Source organism: Shewanella sp. WXL01 (assembly GCF_012263345.1).
Taxonomy (GTDB): Bacteria; Pseudomonadota; Gammaproteobacteria; order Enterobacterales; family Shewanellaceae; genus Shewanella; species Shewanella maritima.
This window is the reverse complement of record NZ_JAAIKQ010000002.1, coordinates 683,607-708,418: the sequence shown is the minus strand read 5'-3', so window position 1 is coordinate 708,418 and position 24,812 is coordinate 683,607. Positions and strand designations below refer to the sequence as shown.

16 protein-coding genes are annotated in these 24,812 nt (G+C 40.9%); 4 read left to right on the top strand and 12 right to left on the bottom strand.

The window, feature by feature from the left end; all coding sequences use genetic code 11:
- Positions 1-167 precede the first annotated feature (167 nt).
- The 4 genes from G3R49_RS08150 to G3R49_RS08135 all read left to right on the top strand — a co-directional run bounded on the left by G3R49_RS08150 (position 168) and on the right by G3R49_RS08135 (position 3,551).
- On the top strand, positions 168-1,004 hold the full coding sequence (locus G3R49_RS08150; RefSeq protein WP_167869293.1) for a S1 RNA-binding domain-containing protein: 837 nt from the start codon (positions 168-170) through the stop codon (positions 1,002-1,004).
- Positions 1,005-1,145: 141 nt separating this feature from the next.
- Positions 1,146-1,799, top strand: coding sequence for a YceH family protein (locus tag G3R49_RS08145; RefSeq protein ID WP_167869292.1), 654 nt, complete (start codon positions 1,146-1,148; stop codon positions 1,797-1,799).
- A gap of 19 nt (positions 1,800-1,818) precedes the next feature.
- Positions 1,819-2,652 (top strand): ABC transporter permease, encoded by an 834-nt coding sequence (locus G3R49_RS08140; protein ID WP_167869291.1) that lies wholly within the window; start codon positions 1,819-1,821, stop codon positions 2,650-2,652.
- Entirely contained in the window at positions 2,649-3,551 is a 903-nt protein-coding gene (locus G3R49_RS08135) for an ABC transporter ATP-binding protein (RefSeq protein WP_167869290.1), read from the top strand. The genes G3R49_RS08140 and G3R49_RS08135 overlap by 4 nt, the downstream gene beginning before the upstream one ends.
- Positions 3,552-3,884: 333 nt before the next feature.
- On the opposite strand, the gene G3R49_RS08130 is transcribed toward G3R49_RS08135, so the two are convergent.
- The 12 genes from G3R49_RS08130 to G3R49_RS08075 form a co-directional block, all read right to left on the bottom strand.
- Entirely contained in the window at positions 3,885-4,340 is a 456-nt protein-coding gene (locus G3R49_RS08130) for an N-acetyltransferase (protein WP_167869289.1), read from the bottom strand.
- 139 nt (positions 4,341-4,479) lie between these two features.
- Positions 4,480-4,689: a cold-shock protein gene (locus G3R49_RS08125; RefSeq protein ID WP_025009607.1), complete on the bottom strand. Its 210-nt coding sequence runs from the start codon at positions 4,687-4,689 to the stop codon at positions 4,480-4,482.
- A 258-nt stretch (positions 4,690-4,947) separates the two neighbouring features.
- Positions 4,948-5,763: a 23S rRNA (guanine(745)-N(1))-methyltransferase gene (gene rlmA, locus G3R49_RS08120; RefSeq protein ID WP_167869288.1), complete on the bottom strand. Its 816-nt coding sequence runs from the start codon at positions 5,761-5,763 to the stop codon at positions 4,948-4,950.
- Positions 5,764-5,769: 6 nt separating this feature from the next.
- Positions 5,770-6,579, bottom strand: coding sequence for a hypothetical protein (locus G3R49_RS08115; RefSeq protein ID WP_167869287.1), 810 nt, complete (start codon positions 6,577-6,579; stop codon positions 5,770-5,772).
- Between the two features lie 115 nt (positions 6,580-6,694).
- Positions 6,695-8,230, bottom strand: a complete 1,536-nt coding sequence (locus G3R49_RS08110) for a response regulator (RefSeq protein WP_167869286.1) — start codon at positions 8,228-8,230, stop codon at positions 6,695-6,697.
- Positions 8,231-8,306: 76 nt separating this feature from the next.
- The gene (locus tag G3R49_RS08105; protein ID WP_167869285.1) at positions 8,307-9,323 is read right to left on the bottom strand and encodes an HD domain-containing phosphohydrolase; all 1,017 of its coding nucleotides are present in this window, start codon (positions 9,321-9,323) and stop codon (positions 8,307-8,309) included.
- A gap of 26 nt (positions 9,324-9,349) precedes the next feature.
- Positions 9,350-13,252, bottom strand: coding sequence for a response regulator (locus G3R49_RS08100; protein WP_167869284.1), 3,903 nt, complete (start codon positions 13,250-13,252; stop codon positions 9,350-9,352).
- Positions 13,249-14,622 carry a sugar ABC transporter substrate-binding protein gene (locus tag G3R49_RS08095; protein ID WP_167869283.1) on the bottom strand — a complete coding sequence of 458 codons (1,374 nt, stop codon included), beginning with the start codon at positions 14,620-14,622 and terminating at the stop codon, positions 13,249-13,251. Before G3R49_RS08095 ends, G3R49_RS08100 begins: the two co-directional genes overlap by 4 nt.
- A gap of 722 nt (positions 14,623-15,344) precedes the next feature.
- Positions 15,345-18,959 carry a VCBS domain-containing protein gene (locus tag G3R49_RS08090; protein WP_167869282.1) on the bottom strand — a complete coding sequence of 1,205 codons (3,615 nt, stop codon included), beginning with the start codon at positions 18,957-18,959 and terminating at the stop codon, positions 15,345-15,347.
- 63 nt (positions 18,960-19,022) lie between these two features.
- Entirely contained in the window at positions 19,023-22,064 is a 3,042-nt protein-coding gene (locus G3R49_RS08085) for a TonB-dependent receptor (protein ID WP_167869281.1), read from the bottom strand.
- A gap of 256 nt (positions 22,065-22,320) precedes the next feature.
- Positions 22,321-23,292: a polysaccharide lyase family 7 protein gene (locus G3R49_RS08080; protein ID WP_348633913.1), complete on the bottom strand. Its 972-nt coding sequence runs from the start codon at positions 23,290-23,292 to the stop codon at positions 22,321-22,323.
- 1,112 nt (positions 23,293-24,404) lie between these two features.
- On the bottom strand, positions 24,405-24,569 hold the full coding sequence (locus tag G3R49_RS08075; protein WP_167869279.1) for a hypothetical protein: 165 nt from the start codon (positions 24,567-24,569) through the stop codon (positions 24,405-24,407).
- Positions 24,570-24,812 lie beyond the last annotated feature (243 nt).

Below are 24,812 nucleotides of genomic sequence, written 5' to 3'. Positions count from 1 at the left end.
ACCAATAAGCAAGCAAAAACATTCAAAAGGCTACCTTTATTTTGCGCGGTGCTTACATTGGTTAATTTATAGTGGATATTTTGGCATTTTTTAAGTTAAGCACTATCAAAGATAAAAAGCCGTGTATAATTGCCGCAGTTATAAAAACCTCCAACATTGAGCGTAAGATGATAGATATTGGCAACCACTACTCACTCGAAATCGTCAAAGAAGTAAGCTTTGGTGTGTACCTTAATGCCCTTGAATTAGGTCAGGTATTACTACCTAAAAAATATGTCCCTGCAGACAGTCAAGTTGGCGATAAAATTGAGGTATTTTTATACCTTGATTCCGAAGACGTGGTGATCGCTACTACTCAAAAGCCTAAAGCCCAAGTAGGTGAATTTGCTTTTCTTAAAGCAGTCGCGACCAATAAAGTCGGTGCATTTCTAGACTGGGGGTTAGACAAAGACTTATTTCTCCCTTTCGGTGAGCAAAAGCGCCCGGTTGAAGAAGGCTTCTCGTATTTAGTGTACGTGCACATCAATCATGTCGATGAGCGTATCGTTGCCTCAGCCAAAGTTGATAAGTTTCTTGACAAAACTGAACCTAATTACTGTAAAGGTGAACAAGTTTCACTGATTATTGGAGGCCAAACTGACCTTGGTTATAAAGCTATCATCAACAATAGTCACTGGGGCGTAATTTACAAAAATGAAGTGTTCAAGAAACTAAGATTCGGTCAATCAATTACTGGTTACATTAAGCAAGTACGCAGCGACGGCAAAATCGATTTAGTACTGCAACAAGGTGGTAAAGCTGAACTTGATAAACACGCTATGCTGATTTTATCTAGGCTAAACAAAGCCGGTGGGTTTTTACCGCTTAATGATAAAACCGATGCCAACGTGATTTACGATCAGCTTGGAATGAGTAAGAAAGCCTTTAAGAAATCCATCGGCGGCCTGTTCAAAGCACAGAAAATCACCATTGAGACAGATGGCATCCATTTAACTGGTAGCTAGGGAGTTGGTAGTTAGCCCCTTACGCAAAGTGTACAGATTAGTCTCAGTTATCATTTTAATATAAGTACTTACATTTGTTTGCCTTTGCTTCAAAGCCTGCCTCTGTTATAACAGAAGCAGGCTTTTTATTTTGGGGCGTTTATGCAACTTAACCCACAGCAAACTCGAGTCATTGGCTGTTTACTCGAAAAAGAAATTACCACACCAGATCAATACCCTCTCTCTCTTAATGCACTGACACTTGCCTGTAATCAAAAAAGCAGCCGCGAACCCGTGATGTCGTTATCTGAGCAGCAAGTTAGTGAAACCATTGAGTCGCTTAATAAGCTCAGGCTTATCAGTGAGCAATCGGGCTTCGGCTCAAGAGTCGTTAAATATAAACACCGCTTTTGTAATACAGAATTTAGCGAAAACCAATTCAAACCAGAACAAGTTGCCGTGCTAACGGTGCTCATGCTCAGAGGACCACAGACTCCGGGCGAGCTAAAAACCCGCTGTCAACGCATGTATAACTTTGATGATGCTTCACATGTTGAATCAGTGCTGGTTGCCTTATCACAATTAGAAACGCCAGTAGTGGCGCAACTGCCTAAGCAAGCAAACAGACGTGATCATCAATATCAGCAGCTATTTTCTGAATACGATGCCGAGCAAATCATGGCAAGCGGCGATCAAGTCAGTATTAGTCAGGACGTGACTGACAAAGCGGCGCAAAATACACGTATTGAGCAACTCGAAGCCAAAGTTGATGAGCTAACTAAACGTATTGAAGAGCTTGAAGGACTACTTAAGTAATATTTAAAGGAAGAATCTAATGACCAGCACCACAGCGCCCTCAGCAATGAGGCAAATTGGCATGATAAGCCAATTTGAAGTGACAAAACGCTTTATCAATCCTGGCGGCATGATTGCCCTACTCGCTTATGTACTAATCTGGGCATTAATTCTACTTTACCCAGTGCAAAGTGCAGCAGACTTTTTAGTTAACCCAATGTTTAAAGAGTTTGTTATTGGCCTATACGGGCCTGGCGCATTCGACACCTTGTTTGATGCGCCTGTACCTGAATATGCCGTGCTTTGGTGTATCTCGTTATACCTTTTTCCATTATTTAGCTTGTTTATTTGCGCGGATCAGTTTTGCTCTGATAAGCAGCGAGGTACGTTTAGGTTTTTAACTCTGCGAGTATCTAGAAGCCAGCTATTCTTCGGCCGTTTTATTGGTCAAATGGCAATTCAAGCGCTGTTAATATGCGTTACGTTAATCGCGACCTTGTTACTTGTGCTTATTCGCGACGCCAGCCTATTGCTGCCGTCCCTTAGTAGTGCATTAATCATTTTGCTTAACCTCATTGTGGTTATCATGCCTTATGTGGCGCTAATGGCGGTATTCTCGCTTATCGCAAAAACAGCAAGACAAGCCAGTATTTTTGCCATCGTGCTTTGGGTCATTGCGTCTATGGTGATATCTATTATTAACATGCAATATCCTGCATTAGAGTTCCTGCATTGGATTTTGCCTGGTTCACAGATCTCAAGCATGATTAACTCGCTTGGTATAAACGCACTCATTTATGCGCCAATTCCACTTATCCAAACCGTATGCTTTTTGCTCCTTGGTCACTCAATTATGAATAGGAGCAAAATATGAAGCTAATTGAATGCAATAACCTATCTAAAAAATACGGTGACAAGTTAGCACTTAACTCAGTATCGCTAACGTTGGATTCAGGCGAGCCAATTGCACTTGTTGGGCCTAATGGCGCAGGTAAAACAACATTGTTTAGTCTGCTTTGCGGTTACATATTGCCATCAAGTGGAGAAGTAAGCATTTTAGGGCACAAACCCGGCAGTGCTAGTTTACATAATCAGGTGTCAGCCCTGCCGCAAGATGCTGCACTAGACCCTAATTTTACCGTAGAAACGCAACTCGCCTTTTTCGCCCGTCTGCAAGGCATGTCGAGTAAGCAAGCAAAACAAGAAGTAAAGCGCGTGTTAGAGCTGGTTGATATGGCGCAATCTGCCAAGCTTAAGCCTTTAAGTTTAAGCCATGGTATGACTAAGCGTGTTGCCATTGCCCAGGCCTTAATTGGTTCGCCTAAACTGGTGTTGCTTGATGAACCGACAGCAGGGCTTGATCCTGCCAATGCAAGAAAAGTGAGAGAGATTGTCAAGCAGCAATCTGCCAACACCACCTTTATGATCAGCTCACACAACCTTGAAGAATTAGAGAAGCTTTGTGACAAGGTGTTGTATCTTGAAAATGGTCAGTTGCAACAGTCAGTGTCGATTCATTCAACACAAAGCAGTGAGTACTTAACTGTTACACTGACTAATAACCTTGAACCTGAGCTAATTGAATCAATTACTAGAATAGATTCGGTCATTGAAGTAAAACAAACGTCCGAACAACAGCTGGTGATAGAATACAGCAAGTCATCACCTTTCTACATCGAACGGACTTTGCTGGAATTATTTGAGTCTAACAGATTGCAATATAAGTCAATGCTGGCGGGTAGAACCTTAGAGGACACGCTATTTGCCAAATAGCTTTTGTTGATAACTCGCTATGGTTGATGACAACCTCTATTAGCTAACAAGTTAAAACCGGCCGCTCAGGTCGGTTTTTTATTGTCTGAAGTAAACACAAATGGCCTTGCTATAACGAAATACCAAATGTGGTTTACGCATCTAGCCTGGAATACTCACGTGCGCAGCTAGCACCAATCGCTGAAAGTATTTAAGCACCCTGTAAAGTGATAAAATCCACAGTCAAACTTAAAATGCTAAATGCTAAATGCTGAGTACTGAGTGCTAAGATTCCATCTTAAACGCTTTTGTTACTTGCGAACTTGTCCAGGCTTACTCGATTTACCACGAACACTATTTGAATTCAATTTTGGCAGCTATATCGCCCCAATCAAAACGTCCATACTCCACAAAACCAAGGCTTTGGTAAAAGTTTCTTGCTAGGTGATTATCCGCACTATAACCAATATGGATTGCTTTAGGCTCTCTTGCTCGAATTTCTTCTAATGCCGTGTTCATCATTAGGCGGCCATATCCTTTACCTTGGCAATCTTTATCTGTCATTACGCGAAATATATAGTACTCATTGGGTCGTGGATCTGTTGCCCAATCAGCGTTTAGCCATTCGCTATACATAATGAAGCCCACCACCCTACCTTCAGCAATTGCCGCTCTTGGTTGATAATTCGGATTCACCGCTGCTTGCGCCATCGAGTAAACATTTTCAGACACGAAACCTCTTTGTGCCTCATCCAACTTTAAGTTAATGACTTCGCGTAGATTATCATTGGTAACTCGTACTAATTTCATTTTTTATCGTAACTCGAGTTGTGAAACTCACACTTTAGTACGGGACACAGGCAAGAAAAAAGCCGTGGTATAAAACCACGGCTTTTAAAGATTCTTTGTTACTTATCAGAAACCAATAATGTTTCTAATAGAGTATCAATTAACCGATAACTGATACGTTTTCAGCTTGTGGGCCTTTTTGACCTTGAGTAACAGTGAAAGAAACTTTTTGACCTTCGTCAAGAGTCTTAAAACCGTCAGAGTTGATTGCACGGAAGTGAACAAATACGTCTGGACCAGACTCTTGCTCGATGAAACCAAAACCTTTGTCAGAGTTGAACCACTTAACTACACCAGTTACTTGAGACATGATATAAATCCTGTAAATATATTAATAAGCCTTAACGGCGATAAAGCTGAAAATGCCGGTTTACTATTACTTATGTTACAGGACGAAACTGGTCGTATTGAAACACATAACTATAAGCCCAACCTTCAAGCCAAGATGACTATAACCCATCCACGTTATAAGTCAACAAACATAACCCTTTATCAATAAAGTTTTTTTACCGGGTTTTGTACCTCTGTTTAACCAGCAAAATAATCGCATAAACTTGCATCAGTTTTGTTAACTTTGCAACGGACGCTGGTAGATCTCAATCTTAAAGTCTAATTCACATTTTAGTCCTTGCTTGGCTAACCTAGCCTTTTGAAAATCCGACAATTTCCAGGCATAAGGTGTCATATTAAGCAAATTCTCAATATCCGCTTTATCCGTCAAATCTAACTCATAGCACACCTGGTGTTCGGCTATATGGTCAAATCCAGCGATTTGGATCTTATCTTGAGGGTGAAGCTTTGGTGTATCGTAAATAATCTGCTTAATTGCATAATGGTGTTTAGGGCCGGGTGAAACCGCGATTAAAATCCCACCAGGCTTAATCACACGTTGCAGTTCTTCAGGCTTTGATGGCGCATAAATACGAATGGCTAAATCAAAGCTGTTATCGGCAAATGGCATTTCAAACACGCTGGCTACGCTGAAATTAATTTCACTGTAACGTCTTGCCGCATAGCGCACCGCCGCTTTTGAAATGTCGAGGCCATAGAAAACATGTTCACCAGCCAAACTGTTAGCTAGTCGACTGGTGTAATACCCCTCACCGCAGCCAATATCTAAAATGCAGGCATCATCGTCAATATAGCTACTGGCTAATTGATTTACTTTATCACTCAGAGCTTGATAAAAGCCTTGCTCAAGAAAACTCCGGCGGGCTTGCATCATCTCTTTGCTGTCACCGGGATCTTTGGTTTTCTTTTTTTGTACTGGCAGCAGATTTACGTAGCCTTCTTTGGCTTTATCAAACTGGTGACCATTTTCACAGCCCCAGCTGCGACCTGCAAGACTCAACGGGCTTGCGCATAAAGGACAAATATATGACATAGGGATTTACGACTCTTCGGCGAGCTTATCAACCATTTCAACCACACTTTTTGGTGCGAGTAAGTTAAAACAATCAAGTTTATGTTGTAGCTTCTCAACTTCAAGATTTGATTGATTAGCAGAGGTATTCAAATTTGGTCGGTCTAAGGTTTGTTGATAACTGCGAAACAACCATTGACGCTTGCTGTGCAGCAGATGATCGTACTTCATTAGCTCTTTGCTTAAACTATGGTTTATCTTGGTCGCATCGCTCTTGAGTAACTGACTAATTTCAGCGCGCACCTGTTCAAGCTCAGTAATTTGCAATGCAAGGCTACTGGTTGACTCTTCTCGAGTAAACTCACGCTCCACAATAGACTGAGCTTTGATCAATGACTCAGGTAACTTAAGCTGCCTAAAGTCTTGCTCAAACTCAAGTAACTCAAAGCGGCTATTATTCGCAAGTGAAATCCTGACACTGTCACCTAGCTCGACATAAATTATTACGCCCTCACGTAACTCTTCAATGCATTGCCTTGGATCGTGCCCAAGTTTTAAAAACAAGCGAAAACCTTGGCCTAACGAACGTGAAACTGATGAGCACTCATTTATCGTAGCTTGTTGCCACTCTTGCTGCTCAATACAAATGAATGGTGCCTGCTTTATGATAAACCGTGCTTGTAATGGCTGACACTGATTTACAACAATTTCTGCCAGCGGATTGGCCAAATGCCCAAGTAAAGCCAGATCACTAACTTCATCCTCAAGGCGCACGAGCACCCGACTGTGATGGTGAAACTCAACTAAGTGAGGCAGATTATAAACGTGTCGATTCATGAAGTTACCTTAGTAATGCCGACTGATTGTAGCCTGCATTGGTATCTGCGTCACGACTAATTCTAAGAAAATGCGAGTAATCACTATGTATCTAGCAAGAGAGCTTGGTATAGCGCTAACCCGCCTGAAGCTCTACAATTAGGGTCGTACCTTCATCAACACTAGAAGTAAAACTCACTTGTCCTTGCTGAATTTCAACCATCAACTTAACCGCATACGTTCCCATACCCGTGCCTGAAGCTTTGCCATAGGTTGTATACTTCTCAAAAAAAGTATCGCGAATGCTATTAGGGATCACGCCTACATTATGAATTTCAATCCTAGTTGTATCACTGTCAGTATTGGCACGTATCATTACAGCTGAGCCATTAGGCGCTGCCTGCATGGCATTTTGCAGCAAGTTATTAATAATAGATGCCATCAGTGGGGTTTCTCCCATCACACAGATCTCAGAAGATACATGTGATTCAACTTCGAGGCGTTTTTCTTTTACTGTAACCGTGTTAACGTCAATCGCGGTATCGATTATCTCAGCGACGAAAATTTTGCGAGGCTTGAATTGATACTGCCCCTCTTCTATACGGTTGATCATGACCATATTGTCAATGATCTGATTTATCATCAAAGTGCCGTTTTCAACAGCATTTAGCATATAGGTAACCACATCAGGTCTTTTAATATTCTTGCGAATGCTGTTGGTTGTAGAATTAATAACTTGCAATTGGTTTTTCAAATCGTGTTGCATGATACGCTCAAAATCATTGCGAACTTTTAGACTTTCCATCATCGAGCGGATCTGAGCAGTGCTGGCTTTTTGAGCCCTAATGATATTGGAATGAGTCAAAAGGCGGGCTTTTAATACGGTAGGAACGATTGGTTTGGTTATGTAGTCAACAGCCCCTAACTCAAAGCCTTGTACTATATTTTCATTCTCTGAGAGCGCACTTAAGAATATCACCTTAATATGAGATAACTGGCTATGTTGATTAATCTTCTCCATTACCTGTAAGCCATCCATTTCCGGCATCATAATATCGAGTAAAATCAAATCTGGTGGATTGTTTGACAAACAAACCTCTAGTGCTTTCTTACCTGAAGTGGCCGCCCTTAACTGGTAATCACCTTTTAACGTATTCGCAATGACATGAATATTTTCGGGTACATCATCGACAATTAATATAGACAGTTTTTCGGGCTCGTTGTTGACTACGGAAACTGGTTCATTTGCAGTTTCAGGCTCAACCGAAGAATCAAAAACAACAGGGTTTGCAAGGGCTTTATGAATATGATCTAGCAATATGTGTTGCGAAAACGGTTTGACGATGTATTGCGATACACCCAGCTTTATCGCATTAGTTACGATAGACTGCTCTACCACGCTCGAAATGATGACAATTGGAAGTGAGTCCCAGTCTCTATTTTTTCTAATATGTGTCAACATAGTCATGCCGTCCATTTGCGGCATGCCAATATCAGAAACAACTAGCTTAATATCATGTTCATTTAGTCTTTCGAGCGCTTCAATACCATTCTTTGCTTGAAATACCTTTGAAAAGCCTAGTGTTAATAGCATCTTAACAATGGTAAGCCTCATGTTGTCGATGTCTTCTACAACGAGCACTGAGGTCGAACTTGCGTTTTCCAGCATCATTAATTGACTTCCTTAGGGCTGACGATAATCCTAACCTCTCTATCACATACGCTCGCGAGAGATCTGCAACTCTTGGCTAATCTTTAAAGGTAGACTTAATTGCAATCACCTCTTCAAGGTTGTTCAAAAACAATGGTACAAGATAAGGGTCAAAGTGCTTGCCAGATTGCTCTTGTAAAAACACAGTAGCCTGTTCAATTGACCATGGCTTTTTATAAGGACGTTCAGAGGTCAGCGCATCAAACACATCAGCAATAGCGACTATTCGTGCGCACAGTGGAATATCATTACCCGACAACCCATTTGGGTACCCACTTCCGTCCCATTTTTCGTGATGGCTGATTGCCACCGTTTTAGCAAGTTTCAGTAATTCGGAATCGTCATCGCCGATAATGTCGGCGCCAATCTCGGCGTGTTTTTGCATCTCAACTCTTTCATCATCTGTCAGCCGTCCTGGTTTACATAAAATATGATCTGGTATGCCTATTTTGCCAATGTCATGCATAGGTGCGGCTTGTTTAAGTAAATCAGCTTCAAGTGCATCCATGCCACTCGCTATTGCAAGAATATGCGCATAATGACTCATCCTAATGACATGCATTCCCGTTTCATTATCTTTGTATTCTGCAGCCTTACCTAAACGCTCAATAATCTTGGTTTGAGTTTGTGTTAACGCTTTAGTGCGCTCTAAAACCTTTTTATTAAGCACCCTTGTTTGATCGTACAAAGCCAAGTGGGTTCTGACCCGACTTTTTACAATCGCTGGACTGATAGGCTTGGTAATATAATCAACCGCCCCTAATGAAAGACCAAGTGTTTCATCAGATACTTCGCTATTGGCTGTGATAAAAATAATCGGAATTGATTTTGTGGTGGGGTCAGCTTTGAGCTTGCGGCAAACTTCATGACCATCGACCTCTGGCATCATCACATCGAGCAAGATTAAGTCGGGTTTGCTTGGTTGCTGGCATATTTTCAGCGCAGTCGCACCGTTTAACGACGCTTTTATGGTGTACTCGTCACCGAGCACATCAGTTAACAAATGAATATTGTCCGCTACGTCATCAACTATCAGTATGGTGTGCTTTGTCATCTGTTCCCTTAAAGTTCGTGTCTAGTTTATTCAGCTAGCTTAGTTGCGAGTTGATCTACATGCTCAACTGCACGCTCAAATTCAAACCCATCAATCATGCGATGTAGTTTTGCAACTGTTTTACGACCAGCAGCGCCCTCTAACGCACCTCGTATCAACTCAAAGTGACTCAAAGCATCAGTACTAAATGTTTCAAGTAACTGCTTAAGCTTAGCGACCTCTTCGGTCAGATTTTCTACTTGCGTAATATCAGATTGCTCAGATGCCTGATTGATTGCTCCCAATAAATAATCAAAATCAATTTCTGACATGTCAGCAATTGTGGCGGCCATTGAAGATGTCACCAGATCTAGCTCACTGGACAACTCTTCTAATGACTTGTTTTCGTGACAAGCTAACTCCAATTTGGCAGCAGCTTGTTGAATATGAGTTGCGCCTATATTTCCAGCGGCACCTTTTAATGAATGTGCCATTCGACAGGCAGACTGCTTATCTTCGGCCAACATGAGCTGGGTAAAGTTTTCAGTAAAATGCTGCTCATTATCGTGAAAAATTTTCAGCAGTTTTAAATAGAGGTCAACGTTGTTTTGGCAAATGTTAAGCCCTAGGGTTTTATCAACACCTGGGAGCTTTGGTACTAGCTCGAGTAATTCAGGGCTAACTTCAAACTGTTTGAATTTAGTCAGTGAATCGACGACTGGGCTTCGCAAAATCCATTTACTGAGCGTTGAAAATAACTCCTTTACTCTTATTGGTTTGGGAACATGATCATTCATCCCGCATGCGATCACTTTTTCTCTGTCACCAACCATTGCATTGGCCGTCATCGCAATAATAGGTAACTTATTAAATTTTTTCTGTTGTCTTATTGCTTTAGTCGCCTCATAACCATCCATCACTGGCATTTGGCAATCCATCAACACACAATCAAAATCTGCAGTTTCAAGTATATCCAGCGCTTCTTGGCCATTGTTGGCAACCGTGACTTCTATATCACTACTAACCAACAGCTCTTTCGCTAACTCCTGGTTTACAGCGTTGTCTTCCACCAATAGTATTTTCGCCCCCTCTAGGTTGCTGATAGCAAAATCAGTAAGCTTACTTGTCTTGCTCACAGGAGCACTTTCATAAGCTATACCTAGAGACGATAATATGGCTGCAATAAGTTGATTTTCGACAACTGGCTTAGTTAAAAATCCTTCAATATTGATGTTTCTAGCCGCTTCTGCCGCTTCCTCTTTGCCATAGGCTGTAACCATGATGACAGTTGGATAATGGGTGAGTTGTTGATGTGTCTGAATGATCTCTGCTGCTTTGATACCGTCCATTTCAGGCATCTTCCAATCCATTAATACTAGGTCATAAGGCGTTGTTTTATCTCTAGCTACCAGCATATCAATAGCTTTCAGCCCACTTATGGCTTCATCAACTTTGAAACCATGAACACTTAGCATTTCGAGAAGAATTTTACGTGATGACTTATTGTCATCGACAACTAGAATATGGAAGGCTTTATTCTGATCTGCACTTGGGAACTGCGCCTGTTTCTCGAAAATATGAGTTTGTAAATCACACACAAGGTTAAAATGAAAAGTGCTGCCCTCACCTTCACGGCTATCAACCCAAATATCGCCGTCCATTAGCTCAGTCAGCTTTTTGCAAATAGCAAGCCCTAATCCTGTACCACCAAACTTGCGCGTAGTAGACGTATCTGCTTGACTAAACGATGTAAATAATTGTGATTGGATTTCTGGACTTATCCCAACGCCTGTATCTCTTACTGAAAACAATAGCTTCACGCTATTTTCATCGATTTCTTGTGCGTCTACCTTAACGACTACCTCTCCTTGTTGAGTGAATTTAACTGCATTGTTGGTTAGGTTTATCAGGATCTGACTAAGACGAAGCGGATCTCCCAACAGATACTTGGGTACCTGTGGAGAAATTTGGAACATCAACTCTAATCCTTTCTCTTCCGCTTTTAACCCCGCAATATTTGCTAGGTTGTCAAAAATATCGTCAAGGTTAAAATCGGTATGTTCAATATTGAGCTTGCCAGCCTCAATTTTAGAAAAATCGAGTATGTCATTAATAATCCCAAGTAGTGACTCTGCCGACGAATTCACTTTCTCGATATAATTTTGCTGTTTAGAGTTCAATTCAGTTTGCAAAGCTAGGTAACTCATCCCAATGATGGCATTCATTGGTGTGCGAATTTCATGGCTCATATTGGCAAGAAAATCACTTTTAGCTCTACTTGCAAGCTTGGCTTTTTCTGTCGTCTCAGCCAGTTCATGTTCAATTTTTTTACGGTATGAAATGTCAGTCAAGGTACCACTGGTGCGCACAGCAATTCCTTTTTCATCACGCAGTGATTTCGCTCTGGCCTGGAACCAAATGAGCTTTTTATTGCTACCATAAACCCTAAATTCAATATTAAATGCCTGCTGCTGGAATATATGCGCTTTCATCGCTTCATAAGTGCGTGCAAAATCTTCGGGATGGATTAACTCATGCCAATGTTCACGGCTTGTTATAATCATATTTTCACCGACAATTTCATAGAATCGAGGCGAAAACCACATCTTTCCAGATGCTTCAAACTCCCACACGGCATCACCACTACCATGTATTGCAAGCTCAAAACGTTTTTTCGACTCCTCTAAGTCTGCAGTGCGTGCTTTGACTTGGGCTTCAAGATCTTCATTGCTCTTGTTCAGCGCCGCTTTTTGGGTACGGATAGTTTGCAATTGCTGGTTAATCGCATGCTTCATTTGATTGAAATTATTGGTAAGCGTCCCAAGTTCATCGTCACGTTTTACAATCACGTCATCGGTATGTTCTCCTACTGCGATAGACTGTGATGCATGGGTTAATTTCAAAATAGGCCTGGTTAGTACAGTGGCAAGAAATATCGCGATGATGGCCATCAATGCAGCAAGAAATATTACGGTGACAAAGATAATCTTTCTGGTTTGCAAAATCGCATGAAATGCCTCGGACTCATCCATCTCTACCAGTAAAGCAAAGTTGATATCGCCCCACATAATGGGAGTGTAAGTCGATAGAACGGATACTCCACGGTAATCTTTGGTGATGATGCCACCACTCTCTCCTTGCAAAGCTGCAATTGAACCTTCGGTTTTAATTGACCCTAACTCAGGATTGGCAAATGATGCTGACACTGTACGATTAACGGGGTCAAGATAAGCATCAGATCGCATCGTATAGTCTGGCCCGATCAATAAAGATTCACCGGTTTCTCCCATGCCAGAGCGTTGCTTCATTACCTCATTCACATAATCATTTGAGACTTTAAGGATTACGACACCGTGTATCTCTCCATATTGACTGGTAATGGGCGCAGATACAAAGGACAAAATTTTGTCAGCTGAGGGCCAATACTCACCAAAGTCAGTAATTGACACTCCTTGTTGCCCCTTAGCGTAAGCAACTGGCAGTAAGGTGTTCGTAAACCGTTCGGATTGAACATTTTGGCCAAGTTCGTCCTCTCTCAAAACACTGTATATGATGTTGCCATCATTATTTACCAGCATCAGATCATAGTATTGATACCCGGCCAGAAACTTCTTAAAAGCATCTCCATACTCTAATGACTCAAAAAAGTTATACTGAACTTCATCCATTACTCCCTCGTCGAATGTTGAAGAAAACGCTTCAACCGAAGAACTAATCGTAGTGCTTTCCGCGAGTACGCTCACATTTGCATGCAGCGTATTAATGTAATGTTTAAGCTGGCTGTGCTTTGCTGAGCGCACATATTCAAGTTTATTAAATATGTTATTTGACAAGGTATGTTGCACGTAATCAGTGATCACTAAGCTAACAGTACTCACCGGCAGTAAACTCACCGCTAACAAAACAGTAAGAAATCGGGTTCGGATACTTGTTGATTTCAATAGATTCATTCGTTGGTACTTCCATAACTGTATGGCAACCAATCTTCAGCAGACAGAGTATCTACACCAAAGATATTCATCCTTTGCTTGGTGATCATGGGTAAATCGGGTGTAGTAATGTTTTTGTGTCCGGTGCCAGTTTCAATATGCTTGAGTAGTACTCTAAGCCCAAGAGACGCTAAAAAGGGAGTATAAGGGGCCGCCATTGCGATCTTCCCTTCTTTTATTGCATCTAATGAAGAATGAAGCTCATCATTGCTGAGTACTATCACCTTGTTTCCCCCGGCTCTGCTATTCCAACGATTAGCATCATCGATTGCTTTCACAGCGCCCATGGCCTGCTCAGCGCCAGTGCAAAACACTACGTCAATAATCGAGTGGCTAACTAACGCTTTTGCGACTTGTTGCAACGAGTCTTCTCTATCAGAGTTATTGTGAACACTTTCTATAATGTTGATTTCAGGGAAGTAGCTTAGAACTTTCAAAAAGTGCCCAGTGCGCATGGCATCGGCCGTGCTTCCAAGCGGCTTTCTTACTAAGACCACATTCGCTTTTACAGTTCCAAGCTCTTTATAAAGCCTATCTACAAGGTACATCGCTTGCTGAGCGCCATTCGCAGCAAAGTTACCTGTTATTTGTTTACTTACTCTTGCTGAGCCCACTAGCCTGTCAATCGATACAACAGGTATATTCGCTTTATATGCTCTATCTACAGGAGGCCCAGTAGGAGCCTCTTGCATTGGCCAAATCAAAATTCCATCATATTGTTGTTCAATCCAAGTATCGATATGCTTGGCTTGCACCTGATTATCAAACTGAGCATCTGCTATCGATAACTCAACGTTGGTCAACTCGTTCGCTTGCCACTGCGCAGAGGCCGCACTGTTCATTAACCACGGGTGGTCTAATCCATGAGTAGAAAAACCAATTTTGTAGGTCTTTTTAGCATCACCATAAATACCTGAATCAATTGGATAGTAATCAGTAAATGGCAGCATCAAAGTGTTACCATCAATCGGACTGATAATTTTCGTACCCATATTGGGCGTAAACTCTATGGCATCTTTTTGCGGTCTTGGGTAGCGACGCATATAGATGGGAAACGCCTGACTATTATAGAAATGAGCAACTTGATGATTTGCGTGGCTCAGCGGTAACTGCTTCCAAAAATTCAACGAAGCTTGTCCTGATAATTTTAAGCTGTCGACATACTGAATTAACTCGTTCCCTTGCAGTGACACCACTTTTTGCCAATTAATCTCAGCTTGATTACTTTGCTGTGTTTCAGGCATACGCACCTGTTCTTGCGCTTGCGCAAAACCAGTTGCAACGATGGCAGCGAAGCCAAATAGCCATACTTTGATTTCTGAGTTACACATCAAAATACGATCCTTAATAAGAAATTCGATGAGATTGATTACTCGAACAGAAAAAGTAAACAGATTGTTATAACAGCATATTTTTCAAACGAGTTAAAGCTTGCAATGGGAACAGTGTACTGTTGCGCATTGAGTCAAGTTATTGGTATACGGTCGAAAAACACACTAAAACAATTGTGATATCGATTTGATGCTAATAAACGTTTACTATTAGCCGAGGCTTTACGTTGACTCTTCGGACAGTCGGCTTCAAACACTTCTTACTTTGTAGCAATGATGATTGCTTCAAGGGACCAAGATACACAGGTCACTTTTTTTGGCACGACTACACAACCTAATCATATAAGGCATTGATTTGCATTAGGTATATTTTTAAATCGATTTCATATGTACTCTACCATGTACACATTTCTCCCAAATTCAACTTTCAAGCACTCTACAAACTTGATGGTCTAAACTCTGCTTTTTTCACTCACCTATTTGTTAACATGCTTATGGCTAATAATTAAAAAACTCGCTAAAGACTAAAAAGATAAAGAGGTAAAGAGGTAAAGAGGTAAAGAGGTAAAAATAGATACTTTGCTATTTGCCACTTTTAAAAGAGCGAAAGTCGCATTCAAACAGCACACTTTGGTCTACAAAAGTAGAACAAAAAATGCCGCTATCAATAAGCGGCATTTTTAACACATTGTTTAAAATATTAATTTACAACTGAAATTTGATTAGTCTTGTTGCACTGTTGCTTCGGCAGAACTAGAGTAAATCGTACTTAGATCGTCACCCACAGCATAACTTTCGAAGTCCTCAGATAGAACTGCCGCATTGTTTGCATCAGCAATAACAATGTCATCAGCGAGTAACTCTTTTGCTGACTCTTTCGAAGAGCTACCAATACGGATTTGATACGTCTCTGTCGCAGTCCCTGTATTAATGGCAACATAAGGACCGTAGAAGGTTGTGCCACCATCAATTGAAAGTGAATAACCCGTTGCTGTCCATTCAAGCACTACATCAATGTCCGTATCGTTTGTATGCGTTAAGCCATCGATAACCTGCTGCGATTTTGCTGCATCGCGATATTTAACCTTACCATCATTACTAAAGATTATTTCGCCAGTTAGGTTACTTGAAGAGGCTGAACCACCATAAATACTAATGTAAGCGGTATTATCTTCATCAACACCTGGTGTAGCAGTGAAGCCAGCAATGGCTTGAAGCTTAATGCTTGCAGAAATAGAACCTTCAGCAAGAGCCGCTGTTGTTAAACGTAACTCAGCATCGGCGTCTGTTGTTGTGTCAGCCATTCTAGCAACTTTATTTACACTCGTTCCCGCTATGGTCCTAACAGTTGCTTCAGCAGAGCTTGAGTAAGTAGAGCTTAAATCTTCACCGTCAGCATAACTTTCAAAGTCTTCAGATAATACTGCCATATCTGTTTCATCAGCAATGACGACATCATCAGCGAGTAATTCTTTTGCTGACTCTTTAGAAGAGCTACCAATACGGATTTGATACGTTTCTGTTGCTGTACCTGTATTGATTGCTTCATATGGGCCGTAGAAGGTTGTACCACCATCAATTGAAACTGAATAACCTGTTGCTGTCCAATCGATAACAACGTCAATATCGGTATCATCAAAATAAGTTAAGCCTTCAATGGTTTGTTGAGATTTTGCTGCATCGCGATACTTAACCTTACCATCATTACTAAAGATTATTTCGCCAGTTAGGTTACTTGAAGAAGCTGAGCCGCCGTAAATACTGATGTAAGCGGTATTATCTTCAGAAACACCTGGTGTAGCAGTGAAACCATCAATGGCTTGTAGCTTAATGGTTGCAGAAATAGAGCCTTCAGCAAGTGGATCTGTGGTTAAACGTAGTTCGGCATCGGCGTCTGTTGTAGTATCAGCCATTCTAGCAACATTGTTTGCTCCGGTATCAACAACAACTGTGCCTGTAATAGTGATAATTAATTCAGCGGTAGTACCATCCAAAGATTCAATAGTAAAGGTATCGATTTCACTTTCACCAACAACAAGTGCTGCAATAACGGGATCAGCAGTATTAAGTGAATATGTCCAAGAGCCATCTTCTAATATTGCTAATGAACCGTATGTACCCATTAAGGTTGCCTGAACAATAAATGCTTCGCCTTCATCTGGGTCAAGTACACTTACCAAACCTGTAGTCGTTGCTTCATCAGCTGCAATTCTTCCCGTTAAATCAAAGAATACTGCTGGTGTAGGCTCTTCTGTGCCCTCACCTGCATCAAATACAATAACTTCTGAGTAAATAGCTAAGCCGTACTTGCTGTCTACACCATCTAAAGTCTCACCTGCATCATAGCTTTCAAAGTCATCTGAAAACACGCTTGCAGTGCCAGCAGTATCAGAAAATACTTCAATGTTATCAACATAGAAAGAACCGAAAGGAATCGTTCTATCATTATCACCAAATCTAAATTGGATAGCTTTAACACCATCAGCAAACCACTGGTCTAAGCTTGTATAATCAGAGTCAACAACTGCTGCAGTAGAGAATGAACCTCCACCAATCACTACCCCATCAATAGTCACTGTGATTTGATCTGCTTGATCTAAGTCCCATTCGATTTCTACATCATAAAACTGCTCTTCAACAAATGGTGCAGTGATAATATTGCCAGGATAAGCGTCACTGTCAGTATTTCGAACAAAGAAACGAGGTTCAATTACAGTGCCATCGGCTTGAGTTTGAGTTCCTTGAATACGCAAATCTACAAGCGATTCACTAGAACTACCAGATGAACCATAAAGCGTAATATAAGCATCTTTAATATTTCCATCACTACCAAGCGCAACCTCTTTAGATATAGATGCAGTCAGCTTACCTTGACGAAGGTTATCAACGCTAAATCTAATCTCACCCGTATCGCCGCCTGTATCGCTTATTTTTACAACTTGAGTAAGTGAAGCAACACGAATAACAATATCAGCAGTCGTACCATCAATAGAAGCGATAGTGATTGAGTCTGTTACAGATTCACCTAGTTCAAGGCTCGCTAAAGTGTCATTTGCAGTGTCAACCGTGTAAGACCAGCTACCGTTGGCGCTAATACTAAATGAACCATAATCAAGTGCTACATCAGTTTGAGCAACAAAAGCATCTTCTTCAAAGTTTGGATCAATAATGGTGAGTGAACCAGTTAGTGGATTAACAGCAGTATGTTGAACAGTACCGCCAAATTCACCTTCGATGATTGCAGCAACAGGGTCATTGTTGTAACCAACAGCGGCTCCAATTACATTAAGTAGCTCCTCATCAACAGAACCAGCAACTTGTGAAGTCGTTTGTAAATTAATTTGTGCTGTCTCAAGTGTCACTAAAGACGCTTCAGAAAAAGAGCCATCAGCGACGTCACTAGCAAGTTCTTGCATAACGGTAGATAAATCTGCGTCTGCGTTGTCTGCATCAACTTGTGATAGTAGCGCTAGCACAGAACCATATCTATCGGCATCTTCAGCACCATCAGCACCAAGTTCAACAGTACCAACTAAAGTAGGAAGCACCTCTGTTGTATCAAAACGAATACCAAAACGACCATTAATTATCTCAGCTGCTTCAGCAAACTGGTTTAAATCACTACCCGCGTTTTGAACAGCCATTTCGGTTAAAGGTGAGACAACATAGGTAGGTATTACGAGTATTAAATCTCCATTTTCATCTGTGGCATCATTACCCTCTTCATCTTTAGCAACTCTAAATTCATCGACAGTCACTACAGATCGTAGTTGAGGAGCATTTAAGGTTAAACCTGTTGATTCGTCAGTATAAGTACCACCAGTACAAGTAATTAAACCTAAACCTTCGAAGTGTACGTCGATAAATGTAACGCCACCTGAAGCGTCAGAGGTTGCAGTGCCTTGCGCAGGAAGAACTGCAGCACCACTATCATCAACTTCAAATATGTCGCAGTTTGCACCATCAATAGGGCCCTTAATAATGCTAGCTGAAACATTTAGGGTTGGGTTGATAGTAGGTGTTGATGCACCTACACCTTCTGTAAAGCCTGCATTATCGGTATAATTAGCAGAAACAGAAATGACTGTGCCTTCGTCGGCTTCAGTAATTGTGTAAGATGTGCCGATAGTACCTGTTGACCAAACGTATGTAATGGTGTCTTCTTTAATTCCGTCAGCATCAGTAGCTATTGCAGAGAGCGTGGCGCCAGCATAAAAGTCGCTTCCGATTATTTCTATACTACCGCGAGTATTAGCATCGAGTTCAGCACCGTCATCACCGCCACAACCTACTAGGCCTGTCGCAATAATGAGCGGTAAAAGTAATTTATTATTCATTTTTATTACTCCAAAAAGATTCTTTCTTCAAATTAGCTTGTTTTAGTTAAGAACTAGACTTGGCTAGTACTTAAAGCTGACACCTGCGAACAGGCGTGGACCGTAATCACTTACTTGACCCAAGTTACCTTTGACATAGAAGTCATCACTGCGAGGTTCGCTGAACAAGTTAATTGCTGAAAATTTAACACGAACGTGTTTATTGATTTTGTATGCCGCACGAGCTTCCCAAGTACCTGCCTCATCAACATAACGCAGTCTTGTGCCGTTAGAAGTGTAAGGTTGGAAGTATTCGCTGCGATACTTATAGATAAGCGCAGTATCAAAATCGCCTATTTGGTAGTAAATCTGACCATTGAATACATGCTCAGAAAATCCGGGGACTGAGGCAGGTGGAACAATACCTGCGGTAAGCTGAGTGGTTACACCGTCTAAATCAGTTGTAAAGGTATTACCGTAGTTACTATCTTCAAATTCATAGGTAGTATCTGCATAGTTATAACCAAACTTCACACCAATGCCTAAATCCCAACGATACGAGAATGTCGCTTCGAAACCATAAAGGTCACTTTTTTCCTCAGTTGTTACTGAATTAGTTATAGGTAAAACAACTTCCACACCGTCAACGGTAAACGTCTCTAATTGTGTTTGCTGTTGGAAACCACCATTAAATTGCTTGTAGTAAACACCTAAAGCAACAATAGCATCGTCGCTTGGGTACCATTCAGCAGCAAGATCATAGTTCCATGACATTAATGGTTTAAGTTCAGGGTTACCAGAGCCATTTGCACCCACTAACAAGTCTTCAACGGATTGAGGGTCATCAGAGTCGTCGGTTACAAATGTACGGCTATAACCCATATCAGATGGATCGGCACGTGACATACCTCGGTAAATGCCGGCCCTTAGGAGAATATTATCATCATAATCAACAACTAAGTTAAAGCTTGGTAGTACTTCAGTGTAATCGCCACCACTTTCAATTTGTTCAATAGTGCCATTTGGTACTAGAGATACCACACCTGTGATCGGATCAGTAACAACGTCAAAACCTTCTCTAAAACCAATAGAGTTAACATCAGTATTTACTACACGCACACCAAAGTTACCGCGAACAAATTTATCAAACATTTCAGTGTCGTAATTAAGCATTGCATAAGCAGAGGTAGTTTGTTCTGTTACGTCAATAGTACCCGCATTCTCGTATATCACCTCTGGATAGGCGAATTCGCCGCCTTGTGATGCTGCTAATGCTTGAGAGAAACACTCGTTATCGTAAGTTGCCCATGAATTGCCTGTACCGCTTTCAACAACATTACCTGAGCTGTCAACATGGGTGATAATATTACCGTCAGAAACACTAGATAAAAAATCACTCTCAGGGAAGGCTATTTGACAACCTTCAAGTACATCGATGGCCGACGTTGCAGATTCATCTAAATTGTATGTCGTTCTTGAGCCGTTACCGTTAGTGCCACCAAATTGAACAAATGTTAGTTCAGAAACGCGAACGCCAGCTTGAACGCTTCTAAAAACATCACTGTCTAGATAATATTGAACGTCAACGCGTGCACCCATAATTTCGTTGTCGCGAACATTTTCTCTGTCGAGGCGAGTGCGAAGACTATCTGTAAAATTGGAAATATCAGTCACATCAAAATCAGTCACTGTGAAATGAGGAATATGTTCTCCTAAATCCCAAGATATGAAAGGACGAGAGCTCGTTCTTCCTCGGTTAGTTATTTGTAGTTCTTCACGGCTGGTTTTAGAATAGCCAAGGTCAACACTAATCTTTAGATCATCAGAGTAAAAATGTTCTACGTTCAAGCCATATCCACGATAGTTTTCTTCACGCGAAAATTGCTCGCCCGCAGATTCGATGCGTTCTTCACCTTCCCAATGTAAAATACCGCCAACATCGTTTGTGATCAGATTTTGTCCCGTTACACCTGGCGTAACGCGCTTTTGTAAGAAAATTAAATCATGACGCGCTTCTGCTTGGGTACGATCTGAAAATTGTGCGTCAAAATTGATATCCCATTTTTCTGAGGGTTGGTATTGCAGAGCAAAGAATAAAGCGTCTCTTTTATCTGATGTTTCATTTTGACGGAAGCTTCGGCTTGAACCAGTCCATGCATATTCTCTGCCTTCATCTACTGCAAGACCTGTTTCTGGATCAATATCATTATTATAACCTTGGTTACTAAATGAACCATCAACGCTATCTTCACAATCGCCCGCTGAGCTGCGGAAAAAACCGGTATTGGTATCGGTTGGATCATTCAAACATGCCCACAAAGATGAACCGGTTGGGCTTGAGCTCCTATATTCAGCTTCTGGCTGGCTAATATCTTGACGTTGAAAACCTACACTCAAACCAAATGCTTGGCCGTTATCAAATTCAAATTGGTCAACATAGCTTAGTGTTCCACGGTAGCCCAAATCATCTTGAAGTGAACTGTCAACGTTGGCTTGGTCTGGGTTGTAATTAGCTTTTACTTCAGCCTGAAAACGTTGCTTACCAAATTCTAAAGGCTTAAGTGTCTCCAATGAAATAAGACCGGCAACCCCACCTTCAATCATTGAGGCGTCTTGTGTTTTATAAATAGCCACTTTCTGCATCAGTTCTGATGGGAACTGAGAAAAGTTAACTGAACGGTCACCACTACCATTGGTCGCTTCACGGCCATTGATGTTAGTGGCACTTAAGAATGGACCTAAACCACGAATACTGATTTCAGTAGCACCACCATTTTCACGGTGCGATGATGCACCCGTTAATGATTCTAGCGCCTCAGCAATTGAAAGTGCAGGTAAATCACCAATATCTGAAGCAGATAAACCGTCTACAACCGTGGTAGACTCGCGCTTTATTGCAATTTGGTCTTGAATTGTTCTACGTGTACCAACAATTGCAATAACCTCTATATCATCCTTGGCTTTATCTAGATTTTCAGTTTCGGCCTCTTGTGCTGTAGCCGAAAATGCAAAAGAGCTAGTTACAGAAGTAAATGCAGCAAGCTTCAACCATTTTGCGATCGGTGAAAGCTTGAACTTCCCTATTTTAAGGATGGGTTGTGTTTTTTTACTTAATTTCGTCGACATACCGTACTTCCCCTTAGTATTTTAATGCCATTTATTGATATATTTTTATTGCAAACAGGTTACTACCATTAAATTCTTATATTCATTTTTGCAAGCGGGTAAATACCATCAAACTATTATACTTTAATTAGAGTTATATCAATTAAAATAGACGAAACCCTAAAACCTCCAAAATATTAATCCAAATAAAAATGCAACCCAAAAACCATAGTTACGAGTTATGAATTTAGAATTATAAGTTGATACTTTAATTGCGCTAAAACTTGTACCCTTTATGCGTGTTATGGATATGATAGAAAGTGGCTTGTACATAATCACCATCAGCGCCGTCATTGTTTTGATTATAAACACCCGCTTTAAAGTACATATACTGATTACTAGCACTATAACCACTATCTTTCATATCGTAGTATTTAGTAATATTAGGCTTACCTTCCCTGATGATAGTAACGAACAACACTTCATCTATGACGGAAATTTTATAAGAGAATTTTTCGTTTAAGGCGATGCCGTCATCAGGGTCTGACAAAGTATGTGAACGTGAGCCAATCATATTTATCCAAATATCATCACCACCATTTATTTCATGGGCAAAATAAATAGACCCTTTCGAGTTGTCTGGTAATTTTCGGTAATATAAACGAATAGGTTCGTCATCCGTCGCGTGAATTTGCCCGATGACCACGCGTCCAACCTTTTTTATATCACCTGTGGTAGATACTCGGTTTATTGCCAAAGTCCCTTCCAAACTGCCTTCGACAGCGCCAGACTTAGCTTTTGCTGATCCATGCGCGTTACTGAAAACCCAGTTATTCTTTGTTAGGCCACGCGTTTTTATTCGACTATTCCCCCTACGTAGCATTTCGCGTAGTTCGGTTCTCGCATATTTGGTATTTTTTGAGGTTTTGGCACCTACGTTTGGGCAAGCGAATACCAAGCCACCATCATCTGCCGTATAAAAAAATGGCTTTAAGCTAAAGCCCTTAGCCAATGATTTCTCATAGACGGTATCAGCTTTTTTATCTTTATTGAGATCGGTTGGCAACGTTAATGACCAATCGAGTAAGTCAAAATTTTCACTAGGCTTTTTAAGCGGATCGAGTTTTGACAAATCCCCAAGTAAAACACCTTCAGCAAGGTTAGAGTGCGACTTAGGAATAAGCGTGTTCTCTTCAATTTCCTTAGCATTGAGTGATGCGCTAAAACCAGCTAAAGCAAAAACTATCACTACGAAAAAGTCACACATTTTCTTTTGAAAATGCCGGTAAGGTTTATACGTGTTAATATTGGAATCCTTTATAATTTACGTTCTCTTTGTTGAATATGTTCGTGTATTGTTCGGCTTAACTATTTTCAAATCTTACTTAGAATACCTATATTCGGTGCATATAGTGTTGCACCTACACATGAACTTAACTAACCCTAAAAAACGCAATATAAATAGATGAGACTTTGCTTCTAATTAACACCGTTCTAATTAACACCCAAAGTTATCTAAGTTCGTTGTAATAAGAAGTAGAACTCTTTGTCGTATATGATCAAAGAGCTGTGATTAATCGTTATACATACAGGGCGAGTTCCTGAACATTTTATCGCGCGATTTATTATGAGGTTTATGAGCTTTGAGTAAGCAAGCCTATTTAGCAGGGATGCTAAAGCGGAGCTATCAAGGATAACTTTACGGCGTCTTACGCATTCAAAGTTCATCAGCTCTTAGCACATGATTGATAATCAATCACTCATGCGCTCGCCTTGGTTGTACATCGAATCATATACAACTTCCCCCACACAGCTACACACCCAACAACTCGCTCACATCTGTAACCTCTAATTAACAAAAATATAACCACCACGACACACCATTGTCAACCAAAAACAGCACACAAAACATTACCAAAAACGAAAATTGGTAGTAACTTAGGCGCGAAAAGGACTAATACATTGGTTTGACACTCGCTCACCAAACACAAATGGAACTAATAAACAAATACTTACAGTAAAATCGAGCAATTGTTGTTGAGTAGTTTTTATATTCGCTACCAATAGATATGACAACATTACCAAATAGCAGAACAAAGCTAATCAGTGCGTCAGCTGTATTCCAAATTCACAACAGGTTATTACCAATTTCCATACTGGTAATTCCAATCGACAAATTGGTATTACCGATTTGTATGCGGGTATTACCAAGTTTCACACAGGTATTACCATCAGATGGTGTAATGCGATTACAGTTCAGAACTAATGTGCAGATTATAAGCAGTACGATAATTCGAATTGATTGTGATTTATCATCAATGCTCTTGCTGAACGAAGCTACGCTGTAAGGCGCATTAGTGCTTATTTCGAAGCATGTCCTGATAACCTTTTCGAAAATGGAATATCTCTACGGTTAATTTCTTCGCCATTGGCCAACTTGGCTGAAAGACTTGCTGTGCGAGCTGAGGTTTGGAAACCCGCCGCCATCAAACTCAATAAGGTGTTTAATTGATTGCGGAGCAACACTTACTTCACCTGGTCGATATTTTGAACCACCTGAAGCGTCATTCATCCATGTAAAGTTAACAGTTAGGCTTTTAACTAAACTAGACGCCTGCTTAACCCTTACCCCTTGCTTAACTACATCGGCCTAAACTTACTCGGACAGCTTTGCCGTTAAACCTGCACCAGTACAGGAACATGATGGAACCAATGGGTGTGACACGCTCGCTAAGGCCGTCACGATTTTTGATTTCTGGGCTGCCATTG